The organism is Myxococcus xanthus (assembly GCF_013116825.1).
In the GTDB taxonomy this organism is placed as follows: Bacteria; Myxococcota; Myxococcia; order Myxococcales; family Myxococcaceae; genus Myxococcus; species Myxococcus xanthus_B.
The window spans coordinates 20,115-43,302 of the sequence record NZ_JABFNS010000057.1 but is presented as its reverse complement, the minus strand read 5'-3'; the positions used below and the strand labels follow the sequence as shown (position 1 = coordinate 43,302).

The window sequence follows — 23,188 nt, the reverse complement described above, 5'->3', positions numbered from 1 at the left end:
CGCTAGGCCGCGCTCGCGGATGCCGCGGGCTCGGCGCGGCGGGGGAGCCGCACGTGGAAGCTGCTGCCGCGCTGGGGCCCCGGGCTCTCCGCCCAGATGGCGCCGCCGTGGCGCTCCACGATTTCGCGGCAGATGAAGAGGCCCAGCCCCAGGCCGCCGAAGTGGCGCGCCTGGGCGTTGGACGCGCGCGCGAAGGGCCGGAACAGGTCCGCCACGTTCTCCGGAGGGATGCCGATGCCCTCGTCGCGCACGCTCAGCAGCACGTGCGTCTCCGCGGCCTCCAGTGACATGCGCACCGCGCCGCCGTGGGGGGAATAGCGCACGGCGTTGCTGACCAGATTGGTGAGCACCTGCTCCAGCCGCAGCGCGTCCCAGTCGCCCTCCACCGGGTGGGCGGGGACGTCCAGCTCGAAGGTGACGCCGGACTCGGTGCGCAGCTCGAAGCGCTCCAGCACCTCGCGCAGCAAGGGGACCAGGTCCAGGCGCTTGCGCTCCAGCTCCAGCCGCCCGCCCTGGATGCGCGCGGTGTCCAGCAGGTCATCCACCAGCCGCGTCAGCCGCTCCGTCTGCCGGGCCATGGAGCGCAGCGCCTTGAGCAGCCGCTCGCGCTCCGGGAAGTCTCCGCTCTTCTCCAACCGCTGGAGGGTGAGCGCGGCGAAGCCCTTGAGCGGGGTGAGCGGCGTGCGCAGCTCGTGGCTGGCCACGCTGAGGAACTCCTCGCGCGCGCGCACCGCCTCCTTCAGCTCCGTCTGCGTGGCGCCCGTGCGGGCCGCCATCTCGTTGAAGCCGCGGGCCAGCTCGCCCAGCTCATCGTCCTCCTCCACGTCCACGCGCTGTGACCAGTCGCCCGCGGTCAGCGCGGCGGTTGCGGAGCGCAGATGGGCCAGGCGGCGGATGATGTCGCGGGCAACCAGCTGCGACAGCAGCAGGGCCATGAGGACGCCCAGCAGCACCAGCCCCACCACCGCGGCGCTCATGCGCGTAATCGCCGCGTAGGCCACCACCAGCTCCTGCGTCACCAGCACGTTCCACTCCGTGCCTTCCACGGGGGCCTCGGCGGCGAGCATGCGGCGGTCCGCCGCGTCGAAGGCCTCCAGCACGCCGATGCCGGGACGCAGCAGCTCCAGGCTGAGCGCGTCCGGCAGGTGGGCTTCGCCCAGCAGCGGCGCGCCGGGCGCGGTGTCGCGCAGCACCTTGAGGCCGCGCCGGTCCAACACCTGCACGCGGAAGCGCCGCGACGCGGGCGTGGTGGCCTGGCTCAGCCGCTCCAGGGACAGCAGGCCCACCAGCATGCCCCGCACCTCGCCGTCCTCGCGGAAGGGCTGCGTCACCGCGACCAGGGGCTGGCCGGGCGGACGGATGAAGGGCGGAGACACCTCGGCGCCCCGGGTGAAGCCCGAGGGCAGGAAGTCGCGCGGCTCCAGGTTCCACCCCTCCACGCTGGGAGACGCGGCCAGGACGTGGCCCTGGGTGTCCACCGCGAGCGCCGCGTCGAAGGCGCGCTCCTGGGCCGCCAGGTTGACCAGGTAGGGCTCCAGCCGCTCCGGCGCGGCCGCGGCGAAGGCGGCGCGGAAGCCCGGGGACTCCAGCATCAGCGCCAGGGACTCGCCCGCGTCGTCCAGGTAGCGCCGCAGGAAGTCGGCCTCGCCCGCGGCGGCGCGCTGCGTGTCGTCGCGCACCTGCTGCTCAATCGCGTTCTGCGCCAGGTACGCCGCCAACCCGCCCAGCGCCAGCAGCGGCACCAGCCCCGCGAAGGCCAGCCCGCGCAGCAGCTTCCACCCCACCGTGCGAGGCGCGCGCGGCCGCCAGTCCAGGGCTTGCGCGACACAGGCCAGGGTGAGCACCGCGTACACGCTGGCGCCCAGCCATGAAGCACCCCGGCCCAACGCGTACGCGAGCAGGGCGAAGGGCACCGCCAGCCCGCCCATGAACAGGGCCGGCAGCCGGCGGTGGATTCGGTGGGAAGGCAGCAGCAGGCCCACGCCGCACGCGGCGAAGAGCAGGCCCACCAGGGGCCGGAGGGGCGCGAGGTGGGCGTAGACGGACAGCGGGAAGCGCTCGGGCACCACCAGCATGGCCACGCCGAACGCCGCGCCGGTGAGCGCCGCGAAGGTGCGCAGCACGGGCCGCTGGCGCATGGCGGGCCAGGCCTCCAGCACCACGCCGCCGAAGAGCACCGGGTAGAGGATGATGCCCGTGAAGCTGCCCGGCAGCACGTTGAGCACCCACCAGTACAGCGCCATGGCCGCGCCCAGCAGCAGGCGCCCCGTGACGTCCAGCCAGCGCGGCGCGCGCGGGTACAGCAGCGCGCCCATCAGCATGATGCTCCCCGTCAGGTACGTGAGGCCCAGCATGCGCACGTACGGGTAGAGCGGCCGGAAGGAGGCCACCCGGAACTCGTACGGGACGTAGGTCATCAGCACGCCGAACATCAGGCCGACGACGGCGGCGGGCCAGGTGAGCGCTAGGGGGGCCGGTGGGGACGGCGCCTGGATTTGCGGTGAAGGCGAAGAAGACATCTTTGCGGATTCACGCGCGACGGGCGCCATGGGTGCTAGTGCCCCCCGGGCTTTCGTCGAAGGCTCGACATCACGCGACCTCGAGCACCGTCCACTCGCGGACCTCGCCCGCGAGCGTCACTTCCACTGTGTCTCCCGCCTTTCGGCCCATGAGGGCGCGCCCCACGGGGGACGCGGGGGTGATGACGGACAGGAAGCCGTCGCCGCCCGGCCCCGTCAGCTCGGTGCCGGCGCCCGCGGGCAGGACGAAGAAGGTCCGCTCGGAGAAGCCCTCCTCGTCCTCGGTGCTGACGTCCACGATGGCGCCCAGCGCCACCGGCCCCTGCCGGGGGAAGCGTGGGAACTCCGCCTGACCGAACTTCGTCAGCGCCTGGAGCTCCTCCTGGACCCGGCGGGCTCGCTGGGCCTGTCCGGTGGCGAGGCTGCCGAACTCCAGGGCGGCGCGGCCGTCCTCTTTCTTCTCGGACTCCGTGGCCAGACTGCGGGCGGCCTCGCGGGCCTCCGCCTCGGCGCGGTGGGCCAGCCGGTCGCTCTGCTGGAGGCGGTCCGCGAGCTGGCCCAGGAGTGCATGCTTGTCGAGTCGCATGGGTGGTACAGAACTGTAGCGTCCATGGCGGACACCTCCAGTTTTCAGCCCGTCGCCCCCCGCCCGTCCGGGCTTAGAGTGGGGGGCATGACACCCCAGGAACTCTCGGAGAAGGCCCGGCAGCTCGTCGCCGAAGGCGCGGTGCTGCTGGATGTGCGCACGCCGCAGGAATTCCAGGAAGGGCACCCCGAGCCCGCCCGGAACATCCCCGTGCAGGAGCTGCCTCGCCGGCTGGCCGAGGTAGGCCCGCCCGGCACGCGCGTGGTGGTGTACTGCGCCGCCGGTGGCCGCAGCGCCCAGGCCGTGCAGCTGCTTCACGCCAACGGCTTCCCGGACGTCTTCGACCTCAAGTCCGTGAAGAACTGGTAGCCAGCCGGGGGCAGGTGACACGGGCGCCCGGTTGGAGCAGGGTTCGCCCTCCGGCCATGAGCCGCACGGCTGGCTTCCTCATCGTGGCGTTGTCGGGCGTGTGTTTCGGCGCGCTGGGCCTCTTTGGCCGCCTGGCCTATGCGGCGGGCACGGACGTGGCCACGCTGCTCTTCCTTCGCTTCTCCCTCGCCGGGGCGGTGCTCGCCGGTGTCATGGTGCTGCGCCGCCAGCGGTGGCCGCGGGGTGGGGTGCTGGTGGCCCTGGTGCTGCTGGGCGCCGCCGGGTACTTCAGCCAGTCCGGGGCCTACTTCTTCGCCCTGCAGCACGCGCCCGCGGGGCTGGTGGCCCTGCTGCTGTACTCCTTCCCCGCGCTGGTGGCGCTGGTGCAGCGTGTCGTCTTCAAGGAGCACCTGGGCCGGGTGAAGTGGCTGGCGGTGGTCCTGTCGGTGGGCGGCACGGTGCTGACAGCCGACCTGTCCCAGGGCGGCGCCACGCTGCCGGGCGTGCTGCTGGGCCTGCTGTCCGCGCTGTTCTACACCGTCTATGTCGTCGCCAGCGGCCGGGTGTCCGGTCGGGCGGGGCCGCTGGCCTCCAGCACCGTCATCCTCTGCTCGGCGGGTTTCTCCTTCGGCGTGGCCATGCTGGTGCGTGGCCCTGCCTTCCCCGGCTCCGTCACGGGCTGGGCCGCGGTGGTGGGGTTGGCGCTGGTGGCCACGGTGGCCGCGGTGCTCCTCTTCTTCGTGGGCATCCAGCGCATTGGCCCGGTGAACACGTCGCTGGTGTCCAACCTGGAGCCCCTGACGGCGGTGGTGCTGGGGGCGCTCTTCCTGGATGAGCGGCTCACCCCGCGCCAGGTCCTGGGAGGCGTTCTCATCCTTGGGGCCGCGGTGATGCTGGCCCGCGCCGATGTGCCCCGCGCCTCCCCGGAGCCGCCCGCGGGAGGGGGTGCTCCGGGGGCGGTGCCCGGTTAGTCCCGGGCCCGCGACTTCCTCCGTCCTACCAGCGCGTCACTTCGCGCAGGAAGCGGTGCACGTCCTGGTTGAAGCGCCGCGGCTGCTCCGCGTGGGGCGCGTGGCCGGTGCCCGGGTACAGCATGAACTCGGCGTCCGGCAGGGCGTCCACCAGCGCCTGCTGGTCCGCGACGGAGAAGAAGCCGTCCTGGTCTCCGCCAATGACGAGCACCGGCACGCGGATGTGGTTCAGCCGCGCCGAGTGGTCCTCCGCGAGCAGGCCGTCCAGCGCGTCCTGCCACACGCGCGCGGGCACCTTGCTGCTCTCCGACACCATCGTGTTGATGTACGACGCCGGAACAGGGCGCACGAAGGTGCTCTCCTGGAACGCGCGGATGAACTCCGGATCCACCGTGCCCTCGAACGTGTCCACGATGGACTTCAGCTCCAGCGCCACCGGGTTGCCGGCGACGGTGGGCGCCGAGCCGACGAGCACCAGTCCCTTCACGCGCCGCGGGAAGTCCAACGCCACCTGCTGCGCGATGAAGCTGCCCATGGAGTGGCCGACGAGGATGGCGCTGCGCTCGCCCACCGCTTCCAGGAAGGCGTCCACGTCCGCGGCGAAGGACTGCTGCGTGTAGCAGCACGCCGGGCGCGTCGAATCCCCGTGGCCGCGCTGGTCCAGCACGTAGACGTGGTGGTTGCGCGGGAAGGTGCGCAGGTTCAGGTCCCACGTGTGGTTGGAATCTGAAAAGCCGTGGAGGAACACCACCGCGGGGCCCAGCGGCAGGCCCTGCTCCACGTAGCGCAGCGTCACGCCGGTGCGCAGACGGATGGAGCGCTCACGGGGCGTGCCGAACAGCTCCTGCTCGGTGGAGGTCACCTCGGCGCCCTCGGGTGCCAGCCGCATGTCATTCGAGTCGGACTCCGGCGCGGGACCACAGGCGGCGAGAACGGGAAGAGCGAGCAGGGCGGCGAGGAGCTTTCTCATGCGTGAATGCCTCGAGGCGCTCCGGCGGGAAATTCCGTCGGTGCATCGAGAAGTCTACGACTACCTCTGACATTGCCTCGCTGTAGGTGACTTGCGGGGTTGGTGCGCACCCGTTTTTCAGAGCTGGGAGTCAGCGGGAACCCGCTCAAAACGCACCGTGGACGGAAGGTTCTCGCGCGGGCGGCGCGCCTGTCACGGCCGTGCAACACAGGCCCGCGTAACCTTTCGGCCGCCGCCTTCGTGGTGTCGCTGAACGCCCGGCGTTTCACCGGGCCATTTCGGTGGAGGACGGCACATGAAGGCACCTCGAGTGGCGGTCATTGGCGGAGGACTGGGTGGCCTGTCGGCGGCGGCGCTGCTGGCGCGGGGCGGTTGCGCGGTGACGCTCTTCGAGCGCTCGAAGCACCTGGGAGGCCGGGGACAGACGTCGGACGTGGAGGGCTTCCGCTTCAACCTCGGGGCTCACGCCCTGTACCAGGGGGGCGCGGGGATGCGCGTGCTTGGCGAACTGGGCGTGAAGCCCGCGGGCGGCATGCCCGGCGCGGGCTCGTATCTGCTGAGTGGCGGACGCCTGCACACGATGCCGCGCGGGCTGGTCTCCATGCTGACCACGGACGCGCTCGGACTGCCGGGGAAGCTGGAGCTCGCGAAGCTGCTCGCGGGGCTGGGACGCGTGGACCTGGCGCCACTGGCGAACATCACCACGCGCGACTGGGTGGAGCAGCACCTGACGAACGCGGACGCCCGCGCCTTCATCCTGGCGCTGGTGCGGGTGACGACCTACTGCGCGGACGTGGACGCGATGAGTGCCCAGGCCGCCGTCGCCCAGCTCCAGGCGAAGCCGGCCGTGCTCTACGTGGACGGCGGGTGGGGCACGCTGGTCTCCGGGTTGGAGACAAGCGCGCGTGACGCGGGCACGCGGCTGGAGCTCTCCGCGCGGGTGAGCGCGGTCCTGCTGGCGGATGCGGGCCCGCGCGTTCGTGGCGTGCGGCTCGCGGATGGGACGGAGCACGCGGCGGACGCGGTGGTGGTGGCGGGCGGGCCGGGGGACATCGCGGCGCTGCTGCCCGCTGACGCGCTCCTGGCGCACGACGCGGCCCGCGCCGTGCCGGTGAAGGCGGCCACGCTGGAGCTGGGGCTGTCCCGGTTGCCCCGTCCGGACGCGCTGTTCGCGCTCGGTACGGATGGCCCCTGGTACGCGTCGGTGCACTCCGCGGTGGCGAAGCTGGCGCCGGAAGGCGGCGCGATGGTGCATGTGATGCAATACCTGGGCGGCAGGGCCCCGGAGGCGAGCGAGGCCCGCTTGGAGGAAGTGATGGATGCGCTGCAGCCCGGTTGGCGGACGTCCGTGGTGGCGCGCCGTTACCGGCCCTCCCTGCGGGTGTCGCACTGGCTGCCGACGGCGCGGACGGGGGGCCTGGGCGGACGCCCCTCGGTGGAGGTGCCGCACGTGCCTGGGTTGTACCGCGTGGGAGATTGGGTGGGGCCGGAGGGCTTGCTCGCGGAGGCGTCCTTCGCCAGCGCGGAGGCGGTGGCGCGCGCGCTCGTCCCGGGCCAGCAGGTGGCGTCACGCCGGGCAGTGGGGCGCTGACGCATGGACCGCTCCGCGCGCGAAGGACTGGCGCAGGCCGTGCGCGAGCACGAGCGCTTCCTGTGGGGGCTCTGCTACCGCATGACGGGCGTGTCGGCGGACGCGGAGGACCTGGTGCAGGAGACCTTCGCGCGCGCCCTGGCCTCGCCGCCCGCGCGAACGGAGGCGCTGCGCCCCTGGCTGACGCGGGTGGCGGTGAACCTGGCCCGGGACACGTTGCGGCGGCGCAAGCGCGAGGGCTACGTGGGGCCCTGGCTGCCCTCGCCGCTGGACACCGGAGAGGAGGAGCTGCCGCCCCCTGGCGTGGAGGCACGGCTGCCGGGAGGCGGCTCCACGGAGGGACGCTACGCGCTGCTGGAGAGTGTCTCCTTCGCCTTCCTGCTCGCGCTGGAGGCGCTGTCTCCCAAGCAGCGGGCGGTGCTGCTCCTGCGCGACGTGTTCGACTACTCGGTGCGCGAGGTGGCCGAGGCGCTGAACCTGCGCGAGTCCAACGTGAAGGTGGTGCACCACCGCGCGCGGGCGGCGATGGCGGCGTACGACCGCGCCCGCTGCCTGCCGACGCGGGAGCTCCAGGCTCGCGCCCGCGCCGCGCTGGAGGGCTTCCTGGGCGCGCTGCTGACGGGGGATGTGGCGGCGGCGGAGGCGCTGCTCGCCAGCGACGTGTGCGCGCTGTCGGACGGCGGTGGCCAGTACCGCGCCGCGCGCGTGCCAGTGCTGGGACAATCGCGCGTGCTGCTGCTCTACCGGCGGCTGATGGAGATGCGGGGGGCGCCCTCCGCCGTGGAGCTGCGGATGCTCAACGGCCTGCCTGCGGTGGTGGCCGTGTTTCCTCCGCCCCAGCGCGACCCGCAGGCGGGCACCCAGATGGTGGTCCGCGTGGAGCTGGCGGCGGACGGGCGAATCACCCAGGTCCACTCCATCCTCGCGGACCGCAAGCTCGCCGGGCTGCGCATGCCCGTGCCCGCCTGAGCGCTCCGGCGGCGCGTCAGCTCGCCGGGCGCCGGGCGAGGATGAGCTCGCTCACGCCCTGGAGCCGCTGCACGCGCCGCTCGATGTCGAAGCCCGCGCGCCGCACCAGGTCGAACGTCTCCCGGTCCAGCCGGCACCCGCCGCTCACCCGCATCCAGGCGGGGGTGAGCAAGTCCTGCACGGTGGCCAGCGCTGGCGAGGGCGCGCGCACGTGCTCCAGCATGCGCAGCGCGCCGCCCGGGCGCAGGACCCGGAAAATCTCCGCCAGCGCCCGCGCCGGGGCCTCCACGCTGCAGAAGACGAGGCTGGACACCACGGCGTCGAAGGAGGCGGCGGGGAAGGGCAGGGACTCCACGCTGGCGTACAGCAGCCGCGCGTCGGGCCGCCGTCGCTGGGCGCGCACGAGCGCCGCTTCGTCCACGTCGATGGCGGTGACGGCGGTGACGGTGTCCGGGTAGCCGGGCAACGCCAGTCCGGTGCCGGTGCCCACCTCCAGCACGTGGCCGGACAGGCCGCGCACCAGCTTGCGCCGGGCGGCGGTGAGGCCCAGCCAGCCCAGGGGCGTCATGACTGCGTCGTACGCGAGTGCCTTCATGCAAGCAGCCTCCTCGTCAGAAACGCGCGGGCCCGGAAGCCCGCCGCGGATGCGCCGGAACTCCGGGCCCATGAGACGCCAGGCCGCCGCGAGCAGGGCAGCGGACGTTGCGAGCCTACCGCGCGCCCGCCGTTCCCGGGCTCTTCGGCGACGACGGCGGCGGCGAGGTGGCCGCGCCCGGCGCCTGGGGCCGCAGGACGCCCCAGATGCCGTAGAGCATCAGCGCGATGCAGCCGTACTGCGCGGGCGTCAGTCCGAAGTAGCGGGCGTCCACGTAGGCCATGTCCGTGGCGCGCAGGAAGTCGAAGAAGAAGCGGCACACCGCGTACAGCACCGCCAGCAGCGGCAGCAGGCGCCCCTTCAGCTTCCCCGCGTTGCGCAGGGCGTACAGCACGCCGCTGATGGCGAAGAGCGCCATGGCGTCGTACATGCCCAGGTCGTGCCGGGGACCGCCGGGGAAGGCCACCGCCAGGAAGAAGTCCGTGGGCACGCCCGGGTGGTCATGCACGGCGAAGCAGCCCAGCCGCGCCACCGCCCAGCCAGGCGCCACGCCCAGGGCGAACGAGTCCGCGTAGTCCGAGAAGCGCAGCTTGCGGACCTTGAAGAACACGACGGCGGCGAGGATGCCGCCCAGGAGGCCGCCGAACGAGGACAGGCCATCCCAGACCTTCAAAATCTGGAACGGGCTCTTGGACAGCTCCTCCGGGTGGTAGAAAAACAGGTGCACCCAGTGGCCCACGACGACGCCGACACCCACGCCCCAGGGCGCGAAGTCCGCGAGCGGCTCCGGGTTCAGGCCTTCGCGCTCGGCGTTGCGGCCAAGCAGGCGAGCGGCCAGCAGGATGCCCACCGCGACGAAGATGCCGAAGGGCTCGATTTTCAGGGGCCCCAGCTCAATCGAGGGGGCGTGCCAATAGGGAATCACGTCAGGCGGCTCCAGGGGATGCGAACGTCCCACCCTTAATCCGGGCGGAGGGATGTGGGCGAACAATTGTCGGAACGGAGTCTTTCCCGGCCTCGTCTTCTTGGAGGTCGGGTGGAGGACACCGCTCCTGTGTGCCTCCGGGCACCTCGCTCGTACCCGGGAGGGAATCACTCCCACTTCCGGACGTTCGCGCAAGGCCAGTTAGAACCGAATTAATCCATTCGTGCGTGTACTACGGGAAATCCGTGGTTTTTTGTCAGGCCCTTCCTGTCCAATCGAACGGGAACGCAGGGCCTCTCTGGAGGAAGGGGGACAGGCATGACGTCGCGAGCAGACTGTCACGTCGGGCCGGGCGCGCGGCCACGAGCGCGGCCCCATTGCCCCTGTCGCACGCGCGAGGCTCCGCACGCGACGGGTGCTGACCTGATGCCGGATGACCTCGCCTCATGCGTCCGGCGTAGCACGGTGGTTCAAGGAGCACACAACTCATGAAGTCCTACCTGTTGGTTCCAAAGGAGTCCATCGAGACGCAGGCTCGTGTGGGGCCTCGCGGCACGGAGCAGGGTGAGCGCGTGCTGTCACGCACGACGGCGCTGCGCTTCGCGGTGGCGAACAAGGCGCCCGACGCGTTGTTCGCGCTCGGGCTGCGGTCGGCCACGCTGCCCGGTCCGCGTCCGCCCGTCAGTGGACAGGAAGAGCGCCGTCGGAAGGGCAAGGGCGCGAAGTCGGCGCGCACGGGCACGCGCGGCTCGGACTCCTCCACGCCGCCCATGCCGGGCGCGACGGTGGCCGAGCAGACCGGCGCGGAGCCCGGCAGCTACCGGTACATGCCGCTCATCGGTGCCACCATGGCGCACTTCTACGAAGACCATACGGAGAAGGAAGCCCGCGGCGCGCTGGAGCGCGACTTCGAGTTCATCCCCGACGTCGTCCCGTTGTCCTTCCCCGGCCCGGTGTCGGCGGGACAACCCGGACCGCGCAACCGGGGCATGTCCTCGCTGGCCGAGCGCGAGTGGCCCGACGAGTGCGGCGTTCCCCTGGCCCACGCCCAGGGCATCCGCGGCGCCGGCGTCATGCTGGGCATCCTCGACACCGGTGTGGACGCGGACCACCCCGAGCACGCGGCGCGCGTCATCCAGTTCCGCTACGTGTCGCTGTTCCCCAACTCGCCGCACAATCCGGCGCGTGACATCCGCGGCTTCGACCCGGACGGCCACGGTACGCACGTGTGCGGCATCGCCGCCGGTGTGCACCACGGCGTCGCCCCGGAGGTGGACCTCTACGTCGCGTCCGTCATCGAATCGGAGACCATCCGCACCAGCCTGGGCCGCGTGGCCGCGGGCATGGAGTGGCTGCTGCACCAGTTCAGCCGCCCGGAGAACTCGACGCGGCCCGCGGTGGTCAACCTGTCGCTCGGCTTCCCGCTGATGCCGCCGCCCGGCATCTCGGAGGCGGACTACAACCTCAACCTGCGCGCGCTGCAGACGATGATTCGTCGCCTGCTCGACAGCAATGTCCTGCCGGTTGTGGCGGCAGGTAACAGTGGACCCGACACGGTTGGTTATCCAGCCGCCTTTCCAGAATCACTGGCTGTCGGCGCGGTCGACTTCGCGCGTAACGTGGCCACATTCTCCGCGAGTGGCACCGTGGGTAGGCGCGTCGTGCCGGACATCATGGGGTATGGGGTGAATGTCTATTCCAGCACGGAGCGTCGTTGTAACAACCAGGCGTTCTACGAGCGAATGAGTGGCACGAGCATGGCAGCGCCTTATGTAGCGGGTATCGCGGCGCTGTACCGTTGCCGTGCCCCTGACTTGACGGCGCTCGAGGTGAGGGATTTGATCCTGTCGAATGCGGTGAAGCTCCCTCGGTCGGGAACGCACAAGACAGGCAAGGGCCTGGCCGTATTCAGGTGACGGTGGTGGTTGAAGCCGGGGTCGGCGCCATGAGAGCGCCGGACCCGGGAGAGGATGAGGGCCATGGGCAGGAAAAATGGCGAGTGGGGGGACGTCCGGGTCGGCGGCGTCCCGGGTCTGTCCGCGCGCGTGCGCCCATTGCCGGGCGCCGCGGGTACAGACACGCAGCCCGACTGGATTGACGTGACGGTGATGCCCCGCGAGGAGCCGGCGGCGGCGTCGCGTGGACGCGCGTCTCCACGGCCGCCCGTCCGCTCCCGAGCGGAAGTGCACCAGTCGGGCCTGGCCGAAAGCGCGCAGTTCCACCAGAGCCTCATGCGCTGGCTGGAGGCACACCACCTCCTGGGCGCGGTGCGCTCGGTGAGTGAGCCGGGCTCCATGCCCATGCTTCACCTGCGCTGCGCGCCGCGGGTGCTGGACCAGCTGCGCCGTGCCCCGGAGTTCGAAGCGGGCACGATGATGCCCCTCGACCTCATCTAGCGGTGGGTGCCCCTCGCCTCGCACCCCTGGTCTGGGACTCCCTCCCTGTCTGAAGAGGGCTGCCCGGGTGGCCCTTCCGCCACCTGGAAAGGCGCATGTTTCCGCCTTTCCCGAAGATGTGGCCGAGCCCTCGTTTCCGCTACTGAGAACCGACGGCTCCGCCGCTTCTTCCTGAATAGCTTGGAATCTCGTGATTAGCCCGTCGTCCTGCCAGTCGTCCGCGAGTCGAGGGATGACGTCGGCTCGTGGACAGGGTGAAGCGCATCGCGTGTGAGGCTGTGCGCGCGACGACGCGGTGAGCAGTGAATGTCTCCCATTGTCGCCGTGTCGCTCTGGCACCCGCGTCACGCGGTGTGACGTCCATTGCACACGCGCACAGTCAGCTCGTTCCGGTACCGCCAGGAAAACCAGGGACCTGCGTCTGTCCGTTGAAAGGCATGAAGGTTGCCTTTCGCGGTTGTTGGACGCGAGCCCCGGAGTCCATCCATGCAACTGGCGATGAAGCCCTCACGAGGTGCGTGCAGCCTTTCTCACCTGGAGGTGGCGCGATGACGGCCTGGAATCCAGGTAGCTCGTGCCGCTGCTGCCGACGCAGGCGCTCCCCTCGGGTGTCCCGCCCGCCCGCTACCTCCAGCGCTCCGAAGGCCAGCTCCCACGCCAGCGTCGCGGCGCGGTGTGTGGCCGGCAGGCGGTGCGGGTGCCTGGCCTCGGGCCACCGCAGCGTCCGGAGCCGCGTGGAGCGGATCCGCCGCCAGACGCGGCAGTGGTGGTGACGGGTGACGCCAATCAGCCATCGGTGAGCGGCGTCACGGGGGCGCCTGTCCCCTCATGCCTTAGAGACAGGCGTAACCCACTGAAATCACGTCGTTTCGCAGCGGGCCCTGGCGCGCGCTGCGGTAGGCGGAGGAGAAGCCCTGGTGTCAGGGAGTCGCCTACCTCCCGCTCCAATAGCACGCCCCTGAAGGTGGACACCCGCAAGACGCAGAAGACGAAAACCTCGGCCAGGCCCAACGCTTCGCGCCTGACACCCGCCCAAGAGCTGGACGCCCAGCGACAACAAGACGCGCGCCGCTGCACCAGGACTCTTCAGCCATGCGCCCGGGCAACAGCCGCGGCGACAGCAACCTGAGCATGTTCGACCAGGGCTCGGACAACCGGAACTTCTTCCAGCGGATGAGCGGCCAGCCGACGCCCATCCGCAAGGGTCTCAAGGTCCTGGAGGGCTGAGCCGCGCCTTCATGAAAACGGGTCCTCGTCATCCCACACGAGGGCCCGTCACTGGCTCATGAGCGTGAACTCAGGGGCGCCTCACGGTGCGGGAGCCGGGACGCACGTGCCGTTCTGCTCCACGTAACCCGCGTCACAGTGGCAGTGATCGCCATGAGCATGGCCGTGCTCGCCGCAGTCCAGCACTGGCGTCTCCGCGACACACGTGCCGTCCTGCTCCACGTAACCCGCGTCACAGTGGCAGTGGTCGCCATGGGCATGGCCGTGCTCGCCGCAATCGAGCGTGGGCTCCTCGGCGACGACGCAGGTGCCGTTCTGCTCGGTGTAGCCCTCGTCGCAGTGGCAGTGGTCACCGTGCAGGTGTCCGTGGCCCCCACATTCCTCGACGGGCTCCTCGGCGACGACACAGGTGAGGCCGTCCGCGACATAGCCGTCGTCGCAGTGGCAGTGGTCGCCATGGAGGTGTCCATATCCTCCACACTCGATTTCGTCGGAGTCGGAATCAGAAGAGCCGCATGCGGCGAAGAGAATCGCCGTCGCGGCCAGGAGGGCCAGTCGAAGAGGTCGAGGATGCATCACGGCTCCCGGCACATGGGTGGAATCGCGCGAAGCGCTCAGGCTGCTTCAGCACGTCTGGCCGTATCTCACGTGTAATCAAGTTGCGCAACCGTGTTGCAGTAGTGTCTTTGGTGCCAGATTCGCCGCTGCCGGAGCGCGCGGGCCCGGGTGGTGCAAACCGCCACCTGTCCGCAGGGCGTCCTACGTGCGTGCGCGCGCCGCCGTTGGGTATCGAGCATCCGGTGTCGCACCGCGGGTCGCGCTGTATCCGCTGGATGACGAGCGCGCGGAAAGTCATGTGAGGTACCCGTCCCAATCGCACTCCGAGTGCCGATGCATTGCCGCCCCTGGATTCAAAACGAGGGCAGTCATGGACGGACTTCGAGCAGGTGCCGTGGTGTTCCTGGCGTGCGCGGGCATGCTGGGAGCAGGTCCTTCCTGGGCGCAGGCGCCCCTGGAGGAAGAGCCCGGCGAGGTGCTTTCCGAGGACCAGTTGGAAGCGCTGCTCGACTCACCCGTGGCGCAGCCGTCCGACGGTGAGCTGTCCACCGCGGCCTTCGGGCCCGAGCAACTGGCGCCGTACTTCGCGGAAGGCACCCTGGCGAAGGCCCACGCGGAGTTCCGGCGCGGGCGCTACGCGCGGGCGCGGAGCCTGCTGGCCCAGGAGGAGGCCACGCCGCAAGTCCGCTTCCTCATGGCGCAGAGCGCGCTGCTGGCGCGCAACCACGCGGTGGCGGCGGAAGAGTTCGCCGCGCTGGCGGACGGCTACGGCGCGCTGCGCGACCACAGCCTGCTGCGGGCCGCCCAGGCCAACGAGCGGCGGCGCAAGCTGGACACGGCGGCCGGGCAGTACCGCGGCGTGAGCCCAGGCTCGCCGCTGTACCCGGAGGCGCGCTTCAGCCTGTCGCGGGTGCTCCAGCGGCGGGGGGACATTCCGGGCGCGTTGACGGCGCTCCAGGAGCTCATCGACAGCCGCCAGTCGCGAGGGCCGGACGCGCTCCGGATGAAGGCGCTGCTGGCCATCTGCGACCTGGCGCGCGCGCAGGGGCAGTACAACGCCGAGCACCGCGCGCTGCTGGAGGTGTGGGCCACCAGCCCGCTGTCGAACGAGGCGCGCCGCGCCGAGAAGCGGCTGAAGGGGCTGCCGCTGCCCCTCAAGTGGCGGGTGCGCCGCGCGGAGGCGCTGGTGGAGCTGCACCGCAACCATGCCGGCATGGCGCTGCTGGACAAGGTGCTGCCGCACCTGGAGATGCCGGATGAGCTGGCCTGCCGCGCGCACCTCACCTACGGCCGTGCGCTGCGCAAGGAGCGCAAGCACCGCCGGGCCATCGACGTGCTGGAGCCCATGGTGGCGGGCTGCACCGCGTCCGAGCAGCGGCCGCAGGCGCTCTACATCCTGGGCTACTCCCAGTCGGTGGTGGAGCCGAAGGCGGCCGTCACCACCTACGCCACGCTCGCCCGGGACTACCCGGAGCATGGCTACGCGGATGACGCGCTCTTCTTCGAGGCGTGGTTGCTCCAGCGCACGGGCGACGTGGAGACGGCCCTGGCGCGCTACGAAGAGGCCGCGCGGCGCTACCCGGCGGGGAACTTCGCGTCGGAGTCGCTCTTCCGTGCCTTCTGGCTGCACTCCCGCAAGGCCAACGCCCCGGCGGCCCTGGCCGCGCTGAAGGCGGTGGAGAACCTGCCCGAGGCGGCGCGCACGGACGAGGCGCTGTGGCGCTCACGGTACTGGCGTGCGCGCATGCAGGAGTCCGGCGCGTCGGCGCAGGCGGCGCTCGATGCGTACGCGCACATCGCCGCCGAGCGCCCCGCGGCCTGGTACGGGATGCTGGCCCGCTCACGGCTCGCGCTGCTCTCACCGGAGCGCGTGGCGCGGCTGTACCCCAAGCCCGTGCCTCCCGAGGCCATGGAGGGCACCGGTGGCTCTGGCCGCGATGACGCCCCGGCGGACGAAGCGGTGGAGGAGGTGGGCGAGTCCGAGGAGATCTGGCCGCTGCCGCCCGGCGCGCTGGCGAAGGACGCGCGCTTCAACGCGGGCGTGGAGCTGATGCGCCTGGGGCTGCCCGGCGCGGTGGAGGAGTTCCTCGCCGTGGATGCGCGCGCGCTGCCCGAGGCTCCGGCGCGGCTGCTGTATCAGACGCTGAAGCGCACCGGCCGCAATCGGGCGGCGCGGCAGGTGGCGCGCACCTCGCTGAAGCAGGAGGTGCACGGTCCGCTGAGCGCCGCGTCCCGTCCCATCTGGGAGGCCACCTGGCCGCTGGCGTACCGCTCGTCCATTGCCCGTTACGCGCGGGCCCACCGCGTGGACCCCGACTTGCTCCAGGGCCTCATCCGCGAGGAGAGCCGCTTCAATGCCCGCGCGCGCTCGGCAACGGGCGCGCTGGGCCTGGCGCAGCTGATGCCGGCCACGGCGCGACAGGTGGCGGACTCACTGGACATGCCGATGCCGGGGGAGTCCGCGTTGCTCCAGCCGCACACCAACATCCGCCTGGGCGCGGCGTACCTGGGACAACTGGTCAAGCACTTCGGCGGCAACGTGGCCTACGCGGTGGCGGCCTACAACGCCGGGCCGCGCGCGGTGGAGCGCTGGCGGCATACGCTGCCCGAAGCGGAGCTCGACGAATGGGTAGAGCACATCGGCTTCGAGGAGACGCGCGAGTACGTGAAGAAGGTGCTCGGCAGCTACAGCGCCTACAAGCTGCTCTACGCGGACGAGCCCGCGCTGCTGAGGGACATGCGCCTCAGTGACGCCAGCCGGCGGTGAGGCGCGGCTTCCCAACGGAGCCTCCAAGCGGCACGCTGCCGTGCCGCCTGGAGGAGGGGACTCAGAAGTTGAGGCCGCCGTCCACGTCGATGGTGCGGCCGTTGAAGTAGTCGCACTCCAGGATGAACTTCACGGCGAGCCAGATGTCCTCGGGCACGCCGATGCGGCCCACGGGGATGTTGGAGACCAGCGCGTCGCGGGCCTTCTGGTTCATGCCCTGCGTCATCGGCGTCTCAATCATGCCCGGGGCCACCGCGCCCACGCGCACGCCGAAGGGGCTGAACTCGCGCGACCAGGTGACGGTGTTGGCCGCCAGCGCCGCCTTCGCGGACACGTAGTTGGACTGGCCGCGGTTGCCGTGGCGGGCAATGGACGACATGTTGACGACCACGCCGCCCTTCTGGCCGGACTCGGCGACCTTCGCCACCACCTCGCGCACCATCAGCGTGGCGCCCGTGAGGTTGACGCCGATGACGGCGTTCCAGTCGGCGGTGGACAGCTTCTTCACCTCGCCGGTGGTCCGGTCCTTCTTCACCAGCAGCGCGTCACGGAGGATGCCCGCGTTGTTGATGAGGCCGTTGAGGCCGCCCATGGCGCCCTGCGCCCAGTTCACGAAGGAGACGATGTCCTCCTCGGAGGACACGTCCAGCTTGCGGCGGTGGATGCCGGCGGGCAGCGCGGCGAGGCGCTCCTCGGCCACGTCACCCACGGCCACCTGGGCGCCCGCCTCGTGCAGGCGCTGCGCGAAGTGAGCGCCCATGCCCTGGGCGCCGCCCGTGACGATGATCTTCAGGTCCTTGAGCTGCATGTGTCTCTCCGGCAGGTGGGGTGGTACGAAATGCCGCGCAGGGTACGAAACCCCGACCGCGCTGGCCAGCGGTGAGCGATGTGAAACCTGAATCAATCTTCAACTTCGCTGAAACGAAAAGCGCCGCGTCGTTTCCGACGCGGCGCGGCAAGGGTGCTCCGTCAGCGGCTCAACCCAACTCGGCGGCAATCACGGCGCCCAGGCGGCGCATGCCCTCGGCAATCAGATCCGGCGGGCGGTTGGAGTAGTTGAGGCGCATGAACTCCGGGCGCGGGTTGTTGGCGAAGAAGGGCGCGCCCGGCACGAAGGCCACCTTCTGCTCCACCGCCTTGGGCAGCAGCGCCTGGGCGTCCAGCCCGCCGGGCAGCTCCACCCACAGGAACATGCCGCCTTCGGGGTGCGTCCACCGGGTGCCGGCGGGCATGTGCGCCTGGAGGGCGTCCAGCATGGCCTGGGCGCGCTCGCCGTAGACGGGGCGCAGCGACTCCAGGTGGGCCGCGTAGTCGAAGCGCGCCAGCAGCTTCGCCACCGCGCGCTGCGCCAACGTGGCCGTGTGCAGGTCGGTGGACTGCTTGGCGATGGCCAGGCTGCGCACGAAGTCGCGCGGGCCCACCACCCAGCCCAGGCGCATGCCCGGGGCCAGCGTCTTGGAGAAGGTGCCCAGCGACACGACGACGCCCTCGTCGTCGAAGGCGGACAGGGACGGCACGTGCTCGCCGCGGAAGCGCAGCTCGCCGTACGGGTCGTCCTCCAGGATGAGGAAGCGGTACTGCTGGGCCAGGCGGACCAGCTCGCGCCGCCGCTCCAGCGACAGGGTGGTGCCCTTGGGGTTCTGGAAGTTGGCGACCACGTACACCAGCTTGGGCTTGTGCGTGGCCAGCAGGCGCTCCAGGTCGTCGGTGCGCATGCCCTGGTCGTCGCTGCCCACCGTGGCGAAGCGCGCCTCATAGGCGCCGAACGTCTGCAGCGCCGCCAGGTAGCTGGGGTTCTCCACGATGACGAGGTCACCGGGGTCCAGCATCACCTTGGCCACCAGGTCGATGCCCTGCTGCGAGCCGTTGGTGATGAGCACCTGGTCCGCGTTGGACTGGCGGCCGCGCTTCTGGAGGTGGCCACAAATCCACTCACGCAGCGGGCCGAAGCCCTCGGTGGTGCTGTACTGGAGCGCGGCGCGGCCCTCGGTGGCCAGGGCCTCGGCGTGCGCCTCGGCGATGGCCTCCAGCGGGAAGAGCTCCGGGGCTGGCAGGCCTCCCGCGAAGGAGAGGATGTCGGGCCGCTCGGCGACCTTCAGGATTTCGCGCACCGCGGACGTCTTGATGCGGGACATCCGCTGGGCCAACCGCCATACGGGCGGCGGGGGAAGGGGGGCGCTCATCGCGTCGGCGCTCATACGTCACGCTCCTTTTGGGGTGTCTGGAGGCACGCGGACATGCGTGTCCTCCTTCATGGACGTCAGGACGATGGTGGTCTGCGTGCGGGTGACTCCCGCGATGGTGCGCAGCGTTCCCACCAGGAGGGAGTCGAGCGAACGGGTGTTCGCCGTCTTCACCTTGAGAAGGTACGAGTCCTGGCCCGCCACGCGGTGGCACTCCAGGACATCCGGCAGCAACAGCACCTTCTGCAGGAACTCGTCGAAGTACTTCGGGTGCTCGATGCTCACGCCGATGAAGGCCGTGATGTCCTTGCCGAGCTTCGCCGCGTCCACGCGGGCCGAGTAGCCCGTGATGACGCCGCGCTCCTCCAATTTGCGGATCCGTTCCGCCACCGCTGGCTGGGACAGCTTCACCGCACGCGACAGCTCAAGCTGCGTGGCACGGCCATCGCGCTGCAACATGTCGATGATGCGGTGGTCTAGTTCGTCCAGGAACATGGGGGGCGTTTGCCTTGAATTTATAGGCACTTTTGCGGGACGGCAGATAATTTATATTTGATGCTCCAAGGGTGCAACCTCGAATGTGACGGCTCGTCGCGTCAGCTGCTGTGCCGGTATTGGCGGTCGGAAGGTGTACCGGTCCGCCGGGTGGGGCTTCGGCTGGACGGCGGCTGGAAGCTGGGGCGAGCCAGGCGCGGTGGCACCTGTCCGGGGCTCGTTGGTGCCGCGCATTGTGTCCGGATGAACGGAGGGCTGGAGCCTGACTGTTCACGGCGCGGAGCGCCCAGGTGGGCTGGGTTGTTCCGATGGAGCGGCGCATCCGTGAGGTTTCACCTGCGCCGGAGTGGCCGCGCCGTCGAGCGACGTTCCAGCCTTTGACTTCGCCGCTGGTAGCCCTTCATCGGCTCGTGCCTGCTTGAAGCAACTGCCGGGCAGCGAATGGTCGGCGGGCGCGTCCGCGTCACCGGCAGTCGCTCAGGCCGAGGATGATGGGGCGTGTCGCGCACGCGCCGCCTCCGGCGCGGCAAGTCCCGACGCGCAACGGCTCCCGTCGCGTGGCCGCGTGTACTGAACATTCAGAGTAGGCTTCGCACACGTCGGCGCCGCACGAGTGCTGACGCCGTGCGTCGAACGTGCGGTTTGACGCGCGAAGCCATCGACCGTGCTTTGACACCCTCCCTGCCGGGTGCTACCGCTAGGTGAAACATGAATCGGGCTTCATCTTCTCAAGACCGCTCCGGACCCGTCACGCCGCGAGGCCAGAAGACGCGTGCGAAGCTGTTGAAGGCCGCGGAGTCGGTCTTCGGTGAGAAGGGCTACGAGCGCGCCTCCATCGCGGACATCACGCGCAAGGGGGGCGTGGCGCTCGGGACGTTCTACGTCTACTTCCCCGACAAGCAATCCATCTTCATCGAAGTGGTGGACGAGCTGGGCACGCGCCTGCGCCGGCTCATCGCCGAGTCCGTGGCCGCCTGCGAGGACCGCGTCGACGTGGAGCGCCAGGGCCTGCGCACCTTCTTCCAGTTCGTGCGGCAGCACCCCAATCTCTATCGCGTGGTGCGCCAGGCGGAGTTCGTGGATGAGGCCTGCTACCGCCGCTACTACGACCGCTTCGCTCGCGGCTACGTGAGCGGGCTCACCCGCGCCATGGAGGCGGGCCAGGTGCGGCGCATGGACCCGGAGACGCTGGCCTACTGCCTCATGGGCATCAGTGATTTCCTCGGCATGCGCTGGGTCCTCTGGGAGGAGGACCCGGGGCTCGAGCGCGTCCTCGACACCGCGATGGCGCTCATCTCCCACGGCCTGGACCCGCGTGCGTCCACGGGCCGCAACACCGTGAAGTCCTCCGCCGCTTCGAAGCCGAAGCCCAAACCGAAGACCCCGAAGAAGAACACCCTGCGTCCCGCCCGCCGACCGGCGCGCGGCGCCCGGAGCTGACGAACACCCATGCGATACGCCCAGATTCTCTCCACTGGCCGCTACGTCCCCGAGAAGGTCCTCACCAACGCTGACGTCGAGAAGATTCTCGGTGAGAAGGTGGATGAGTGGCTCCAGCAGAACGTGGGCATTCGCGAACGCCACATGATGGCGGATGACCAGGCCACCTCCGACCTCTGCGTGGGCGCCGCCCGCCAGGCGCTGGAGCGCGCGGGCACGAAGCCGGAGGAGCTGGACCTCATCATCATCGCCACCGACACCCCGGACTACCTCAGCCCCGCCACGGCCTCCGTGGTGCAGGCGAAGCTGGGCGCGGTGAACGCCGGCACCTACGACCTCAACTGCGCGTGCGCGGGCTGGGTGACGGCGCTGGACGTGGGCTCCAAGACGATTGCCGCGGATGACAGCTACCAGCGCATCCTCGTCGTGGGCGCCTACGGCATGTCCCGCTACATCAACTGGAAGGACAAGAAGACCGCCACCCTGTTCGCGGACGGCGCGGGCGCGGTGGTGCTGGGCGCGGGTGACACGCCCGGCTTCATGGGCGCGAAGCTGCTGGCCAACGGCGAGTACCACGACGCGCTGGGGGTCTACACCGGCGGCACCAACCGCCCGGCCACCGCGGAGTCGCTGGAGCTCACGGGCGGCAAGCCCGCGGTGCAGTTCGTCCGCAAGTTCCCGGCGACGTTCAACACCGAGCGCTGGCCCATGCTGCTGGACCAGCTCCTCAAGCGGCAGAGCCTGAAGCTGGACGACGTGAAGCAGTTCGTCTTCACGCAGCTCAACCTGCGCACCATCGAAGCCACCATGAAGATCCTGGGCCAGCCGATGGAGAAGGCCCACTACACCATGGACAAGTGGGGCTACACCGGTTCGGCCTGCATCCCGATGACGCTGGATGACGCGGTGGTGCAGGGCAAGGTGCGGCGCGGCGACCTGGTGGCCCTGTGCGCCAGCGGCGGCGGGCTCGCCATGGCCTCCGCCCTCTACCGCTGGACGGCCTGAGTCACGCCATGACGGAGGGCGCGCGCATGTTCATCGGTGACTGGATGGGCCGTGGTGCCCTCTACTGGCCCGACAGTGTCGCGGTGGTGGACCCGTCCCGGGGTGACGCGGGCCGCTTCACCTACCGCGCGATGAACACGCGCGCCACCGCGCTGGGCGGCTGGCTGCGTGACGTGGCCGGCGTGAAGAAGGGCGACCGGGTGGGCATCGTGGCCCACAACGGCGTGGAGTACCTGGACGCGCTGTTCGCCTGCGCGAAGATTGGCGCCGTCTTCGTCCCCTTCAACTGGCGCCTGCACGCCGCCGAGCTGGCGGACCTGGTGCGCTCCATCCGTCCCGGCGTGCTCCTCTTCGGCGACGACTTCCGCGACACCGTGGCGGACGTCCGCGAGCGCCTGGGCGGTGGCCCCCGGCTGGTGTCCCTGGAGTCGCAAGGCCTGCCGCGCGCGGACGCCTACGCGGCGACGCTGGCCCACGTGCCGGGCTCGCCGGTGACGCAGGACGCGGTGTCCGAGGAGGACATCCTCTGCCTCATCTTCACCGGCGGGACGACGGGGCGCTCGAAGGGCGCGCGCGTCAGCTACCGCATGGTGGCGTGGAACACCCTCAACACGTTGGTCCACGAGGTGCGGCCCGGCGACGTCACGGTGACGCACACGCCCATGTTCCACACGGGCGGGTTGCTCGTGTACACGCTGCCGCTGCTCACCGTGGGCGGCACCGTCGTCCTCATGCGCCGGTGGGAGCCGGAGGCGCTGCTGGACCTCATCCCCCGGGAGAAGGTGACGCTCTTCTTCGCGGTGCCCACGCAGTACCAGCAGCTCCTGGAGTCGCCGCGCTTCAAGACGACGGACTTCTCCTCCGTGCGCTTCATGACCAGCGGCGGCGCGGCGCTGCCGGTGCCGCTCATCCAGGCGTGGCAGGCGGTGCACCCGGTGCCCTTCAAGCAGGGCTTCGGCATGACGGAGTTCGGCCCGGGCCTCTTCAGCATGGGGCCGGAGCACGCGGTGTCGAAGGCGGGCTCCATTGGCCGGCCCAACTACTTCATCGCCGCGAAGCTGGTGGATGACGACGGCCGGGAGGTCCCCACGGGCGAGGTGGGTGAGCTGCTCCTCAAGGGCCCCTCCATGTGCTCCGGCTACTTCGAGGACGAGGCCGCCACGCGCGAGGCGATTGACGCCGACGGGTGGCTGCACACCGGCGACCTGGCGCGCGTAGACGCGGACGGCTTCTTCACCATCGCCGGGCGCAAGAAGGACATGTTCATCTCCGGCGGAGAGAACATCTACCCGCTGGAGCTGGAGTCCGCGCTGTACGAGCACCCCGCGGTGGCGCAGTGCGCCGTGGTGGGCGTGCCCGACGAGAAGTGGGGCGAGGTTGGCCGCGCCTTCGTGGTGTTGAAGCCGGATGGGAAGGTTTCGGCGGAGGCGCTGTTGGAGCACCTGCGGGGACGCGTGGCGCGTTTCAAGGTGCCCAAGCGCGTGGAGCTGATGGAGCGCCTGCCCATCTCCGCGGCCGGAAAGATCCTCAAGCGTGAGCTTCGCGACGCGGCCGTGGCCGCGGACCGGGACAGCTCGCGTCATTGAGCGTGAACGCACCTTGAAGGACGGGCCACGCCAACG

The 23,188-nt window shown here is 70.6% G+C and carries 20 protein-coding genes; 11 read left to right on the top strand and 9 right to left on the bottom strand.

What is annotated here, in order from left to right; translation table 11 throughout:
• Positions 1-2 precede the first annotated feature (2 nt).
• Entirely contained in the window at positions 3-2,519 is a 2,517-nt protein-coding gene (locus tag HNV26_RS18385; RefSeq protein ID WP_253816750.1) for an ATP-binding protein, read from the bottom strand.
• Between the two features lie 70 nt (positions 2,520-2,589).
• Complete coding sequence (locus HNV26_RS18380; protein WP_140859943.1) at positions 2,590-3,105, bottom strand: GreA/GreB family elongation factor; 516 nt, start codon at positions 3,103-3,105, stop codon at positions 2,590-2,592.
• Between the two features lie 87 nt (positions 3,106-3,192).
• Between HNV26_RS18380 and HNV26_RS18375 the strand changes: the two genes are divergently transcribed.
• Positions 3,193-3,474 carry a rhodanese-like domain-containing protein gene (locus HNV26_RS18375; RefSeq protein WP_090490980.1) on the top strand — a complete coding sequence of 94 codons (282 nt, stop codon included), beginning with the start codon at positions 3,193-3,195 and terminating at the stop codon, positions 3,472-3,474.
• A gap of 56 nt (positions 3,475-3,530) precedes the next feature.
• Complete coding sequence (locus tag HNV26_RS18370) at positions 3,531-4,445, top strand: DMT family transporter (protein ID WP_216612473.1); 915 nt, start codon at positions 3,531-3,533, stop codon at positions 4,443-4,445.
• 25 nt (positions 4,446-4,470) lie between these two features.
• Here HNV26_RS18370 and HNV26_RS18365 read toward each other — a convergent pair whose 3' ends face one another.
• Positions 4,471-5,415: an alpha/beta fold hydrolase gene (locus HNV26_RS18365; protein WP_171440434.1), complete on the bottom strand. Its 945-nt coding sequence runs from the start codon at positions 5,413-5,415 to the stop codon at positions 4,471-4,473.
• Positions 5,416-5,710: 295 nt separating this feature from the next.
• On the opposite strand from HNV26_RS18365, the gene HNV26_RS18360 reads away from it, so the two are divergent.
• Positions 5,711-7,006, top strand: a complete 1,296-nt coding sequence (locus HNV26_RS18360) for a phytoene desaturase family protein (protein WP_171440435.1) — start codon at positions 5,711-5,713, stop codon at positions 7,004-7,006.
• 3 nt (positions 7,007-7,009) lie between these two features.
• The gene (locus HNV26_RS18355; RefSeq protein WP_171440436.1) at positions 7,010-7,975 is read left to right on the top strand and encodes a sigma-70 family RNA polymerase sigma factor; all 966 of its coding nucleotides are present in this window, start codon (positions 7,010-7,012) and stop codon (positions 7,973-7,975) included.
• 16 nt (positions 7,976-7,991) lie between these two features.
• On the opposite strand, the gene HNV26_RS18350 is transcribed toward HNV26_RS18355, so the two are convergent.
• Both HNV26_RS18350 and HNV26_RS18345 read right to left on the bottom strand, forming a co-directional pair.
• On the bottom strand, positions 7,992-8,570 hold the full coding sequence (locus HNV26_RS18350; RefSeq protein ID WP_253816748.1) for a class I SAM-dependent methyltransferase: 579 nt from the start codon (positions 8,568-8,570) through the stop codon (positions 7,992-7,994).
• A gap of 115 nt (positions 8,571-8,685) precedes the next feature.
• Entirely contained in the window at positions 8,686-9,495 is an 810-nt protein-coding gene (locus HNV26_RS18345) for a prolipoprotein diacylglyceryl transferase (RefSeq protein ID WP_171440438.1), read from the bottom strand.
• Between the two features lie 488 nt (positions 9,496-9,983).
• Between HNV26_RS18345 and popC the strand changes: the two genes are divergently transcribed.
• The 3 genes from popC (at position 9,984) to HNV26_RS39010 (ending at position 13,118) form a co-directional block, all read left to right on the top strand.
• A complete protein-coding gene (gene popC / locus HNV26_RS18340) occupies positions 9,984-11,411 on the top strand; it encodes a subtilisin-like protease PopC (RefSeq protein ID WP_171440439.1) in 1,428 nt (475 codons plus the stop codon).
• 63 nt (positions 11,412-11,474) lie between these two features.
• Positions 11,475-11,891 (top strand): PopC secretion inhibitor PopD, encoded by a 417-nt coding sequence (popD, locus tag HNV26_RS18335; RefSeq protein ID WP_171440440.1) that lies wholly within the window; start codon positions 11,475-11,477, stop codon positions 11,889-11,891.
• A gap of 1,092 nt (positions 11,892-12,983) precedes the next feature.
• Positions 12,984-13,118: a hypothetical protein gene (locus HNV26_RS39010; RefSeq protein ID WP_301338443.1), complete on the top strand. Its 135-nt coding sequence runs from the start codon at positions 12,984-12,986 to the stop codon at positions 13,116-13,118.
• A gap of 81 nt (positions 13,119-13,199) precedes the next feature.
• On the opposite strand, the gene HNV26_RS18330 is transcribed toward HNV26_RS39010, so the two are convergent.
• Positions 13,200-13,694, bottom strand: coding sequence for a hypothetical protein (locus HNV26_RS18330; protein WP_253816747.1), 495 nt, complete (start codon positions 13,692-13,694; stop codon positions 13,200-13,202).
• Positions 13,695-14,046: 352 nt separating this feature from the next.
• On the opposite strand from HNV26_RS18330, the gene HNV26_RS18325 reads away from it, so the two are divergent.
• Entirely contained in the window at positions 14,047-16,443 is a 2,397-nt protein-coding gene (locus HNV26_RS18325) for a lytic transglycosylase domain-containing protein (RefSeq protein ID WP_171440441.1), read from the top strand.
• Between the two features lie 61 nt (positions 16,444-16,504).
• Here HNV26_RS18325 and HNV26_RS18320 read toward each other — a convergent pair whose 3' ends face one another.
• The 3 genes from HNV26_RS18320 to HNV26_RS18310 form a co-directional block, all read right to left on the bottom strand.
• The gene (locus HNV26_RS18320; protein WP_011550357.1) at positions 16,505-17,251 is read right to left on the bottom strand and encodes an SDR family oxidoreductase; all 747 of its coding nucleotides are present in this window, start codon (positions 17,249-17,251) and stop codon (positions 16,505-16,507) included.
• Between the two features lie 169 nt (positions 17,252-17,420).
• Positions 17,421-18,641: an aminotransferase-like domain-containing protein gene (locus HNV26_RS18315; RefSeq protein ID WP_171440442.1), complete on the bottom strand. Its 1,221-nt coding sequence runs from the start codon at positions 18,639-18,641 to the stop codon at positions 17,421-17,423.
• 3 nt (positions 18,642-18,644) lie between these two features.
• Entirely contained in the window at positions 18,645-19,121 is a 477-nt protein-coding gene (locus HNV26_RS18310) for an Lrp/AsnC family transcriptional regulator (RefSeq protein ID WP_011550359.1), read from the bottom strand.
• Between the two features lie 708 nt (positions 19,122-19,829).
• Here HNV26_RS18310 and HNV26_RS18305 point away from each other — a divergent pair.
• The 3 genes from HNV26_RS18305 to HNV26_RS18295 are packed head-to-tail and all read left to right on the top strand — an operon-like array spanning position 19,830 to position 23,152.
• A complete protein-coding gene (locus tag HNV26_RS18305) occupies positions 19,830-20,561 on the top strand; it encodes a TetR/AcrR family transcriptional regulator (RefSeq protein ID WP_171440443.1) in 732 nt (243 codons plus the stop codon).
• Positions 20,562-20,570: 9 nt separating this feature from the next.
• Entirely contained in the window at positions 20,571-21,566 is a 996-nt protein-coding gene (locus tag HNV26_RS18300; protein WP_171440444.1) for a 3-oxoacyl-ACP synthase III family protein, read from the top strand.
• An 8-nt stretch (positions 21,567-21,574) separates the two neighbouring features.
• Entirely contained in the window at positions 21,575-23,152 is a 1,578-nt protein-coding gene (locus HNV26_RS18295; protein ID WP_253816746.1) for an acyl-CoA synthetase, read from the top strand.
• The last annotated feature ends 36 nt before the right edge of the window (positions 23,153-23,188 follow it).

Coding starts and splice junctions, on each gene's coding strand:
- HNV26_RS18310 (WP_011550359.1), bottom strand. CDS start 19,121: ATGTTCCTGGACGAACTAGACCACCGCATCATCGACATGTTGCAGCGC.
- HNV26_RS39010 (WP_301338443.1), top strand. CDS start 12,984: ATGCGCCCGGGCAACAGCCGCGGCGACAGCAACCTGAGCATGTTCGAC.
- HNV26_RS18320 (WP_011550357.1), bottom strand. CDS start 17,251: ATGCAGCTCAAGGACCTGAAGATCATCGTCACGGGCGGCGCCCAGGGC.
- HNV26_RS18365 (WP_171440434.1), bottom strand. CDS start 5,415: ATGAGAAAGCTCCTCGCCGCCCTGCTCGCTCTTCCCGTTCTCGCCGCC.
- HNV26_RS18385 (WP_253816750.1), bottom strand. CDS start 2,519: ATGTCTTCTTCGCCTTCACCGCAAATCCAGGCGCCGTCCCCACCGGCC.
- HNV26_RS18330 (WP_253816747.1), bottom strand. CDS start 13,694: ATGCATCCTCGACCTCTTCGACTGGCCCTCCTGGCCGCGACGGCGATT.
- popC (WP_171440439.1), top strand. CDS start 9,984: ATGAAGTCCTACCTGTTGGTTCCAAAGGAGTCCATCGAGACGCAGGCT.
- HNV26_RS18295 (WP_253816746.1), top strand. CDS start 21,575: ATGACGGAGGGCGCGCGCATGTTCATCGGTGACTGGATGGGCCGTGGT.
- HNV26_RS18300 (WP_171440444.1), top strand. CDS start 20,571: ATGCGATACGCCCAGATTCTCTCCACTGGCCGCTACGTCCCCGAGAAG.
- HNV26_RS18355 (WP_171440436.1), top strand. CDS start 7,010: ATGGACCGCTCCGCGCGCGAAGGACTGGCGCAGGCCGTGCGCGAGCAC.
- HNV26_RS18315 (WP_171440442.1), bottom strand. CDS start 18,641: ATGAGCGCCGACGCGATGAGCGCCCCCCTTCCCCCGCCGCCCGTATGG.
- HNV26_RS18350 (WP_253816748.1), bottom strand. CDS start 8,570: ATGAAGGCACTCGCGTACGACGCAGTCATGACGCCCCTGGGCTGGCTG.
- HNV26_RS18325 (WP_171440441.1), top strand. CDS start 14,047: ATGGACGGACTTCGAGCAGGTGCCGTGGTGTTCCTGGCGTGCGCGGGC.
- HNV26_RS18375 (WP_090490980.1), top strand. CDS start 3,193: ATGACACCCCAGGAACTCTCGGAGAAGGCCCGGCAGCTCGTCGCCGAA.
- popD (WP_171440440.1), top strand. CDS start 11,475: ATGGGCAGGAAAAATGGCGAGTGGGGGGACGTCCGGGTCGGCGGCGTC.
- HNV26_RS18380 (WP_140859943.1), bottom strand. CDS start 3,105: ATGCGACTCGACAAGCATGCACTCCTGGGCCAGCTCGCGGACCGCCTC.
- HNV26_RS18370 (WP_216612473.1), top strand. CDS start 3,531: ATGAGCCGCACGGCTGGCTTCCTCATCGTGGCGTTGTCGGGCGTGTGT.
- HNV26_RS18305 (WP_171440443.1), top strand. CDS start 19,830: ATGAATCGGGCTTCATCTTCTCAAGACCGCTCCGGACCCGTCACGCCG.
- HNV26_RS18360 (WP_171440435.1), top strand. CDS start 5,711: ATGAAGGCACCTCGAGTGGCGGTCATTGGCGGAGGACTGGGTGGCCTG.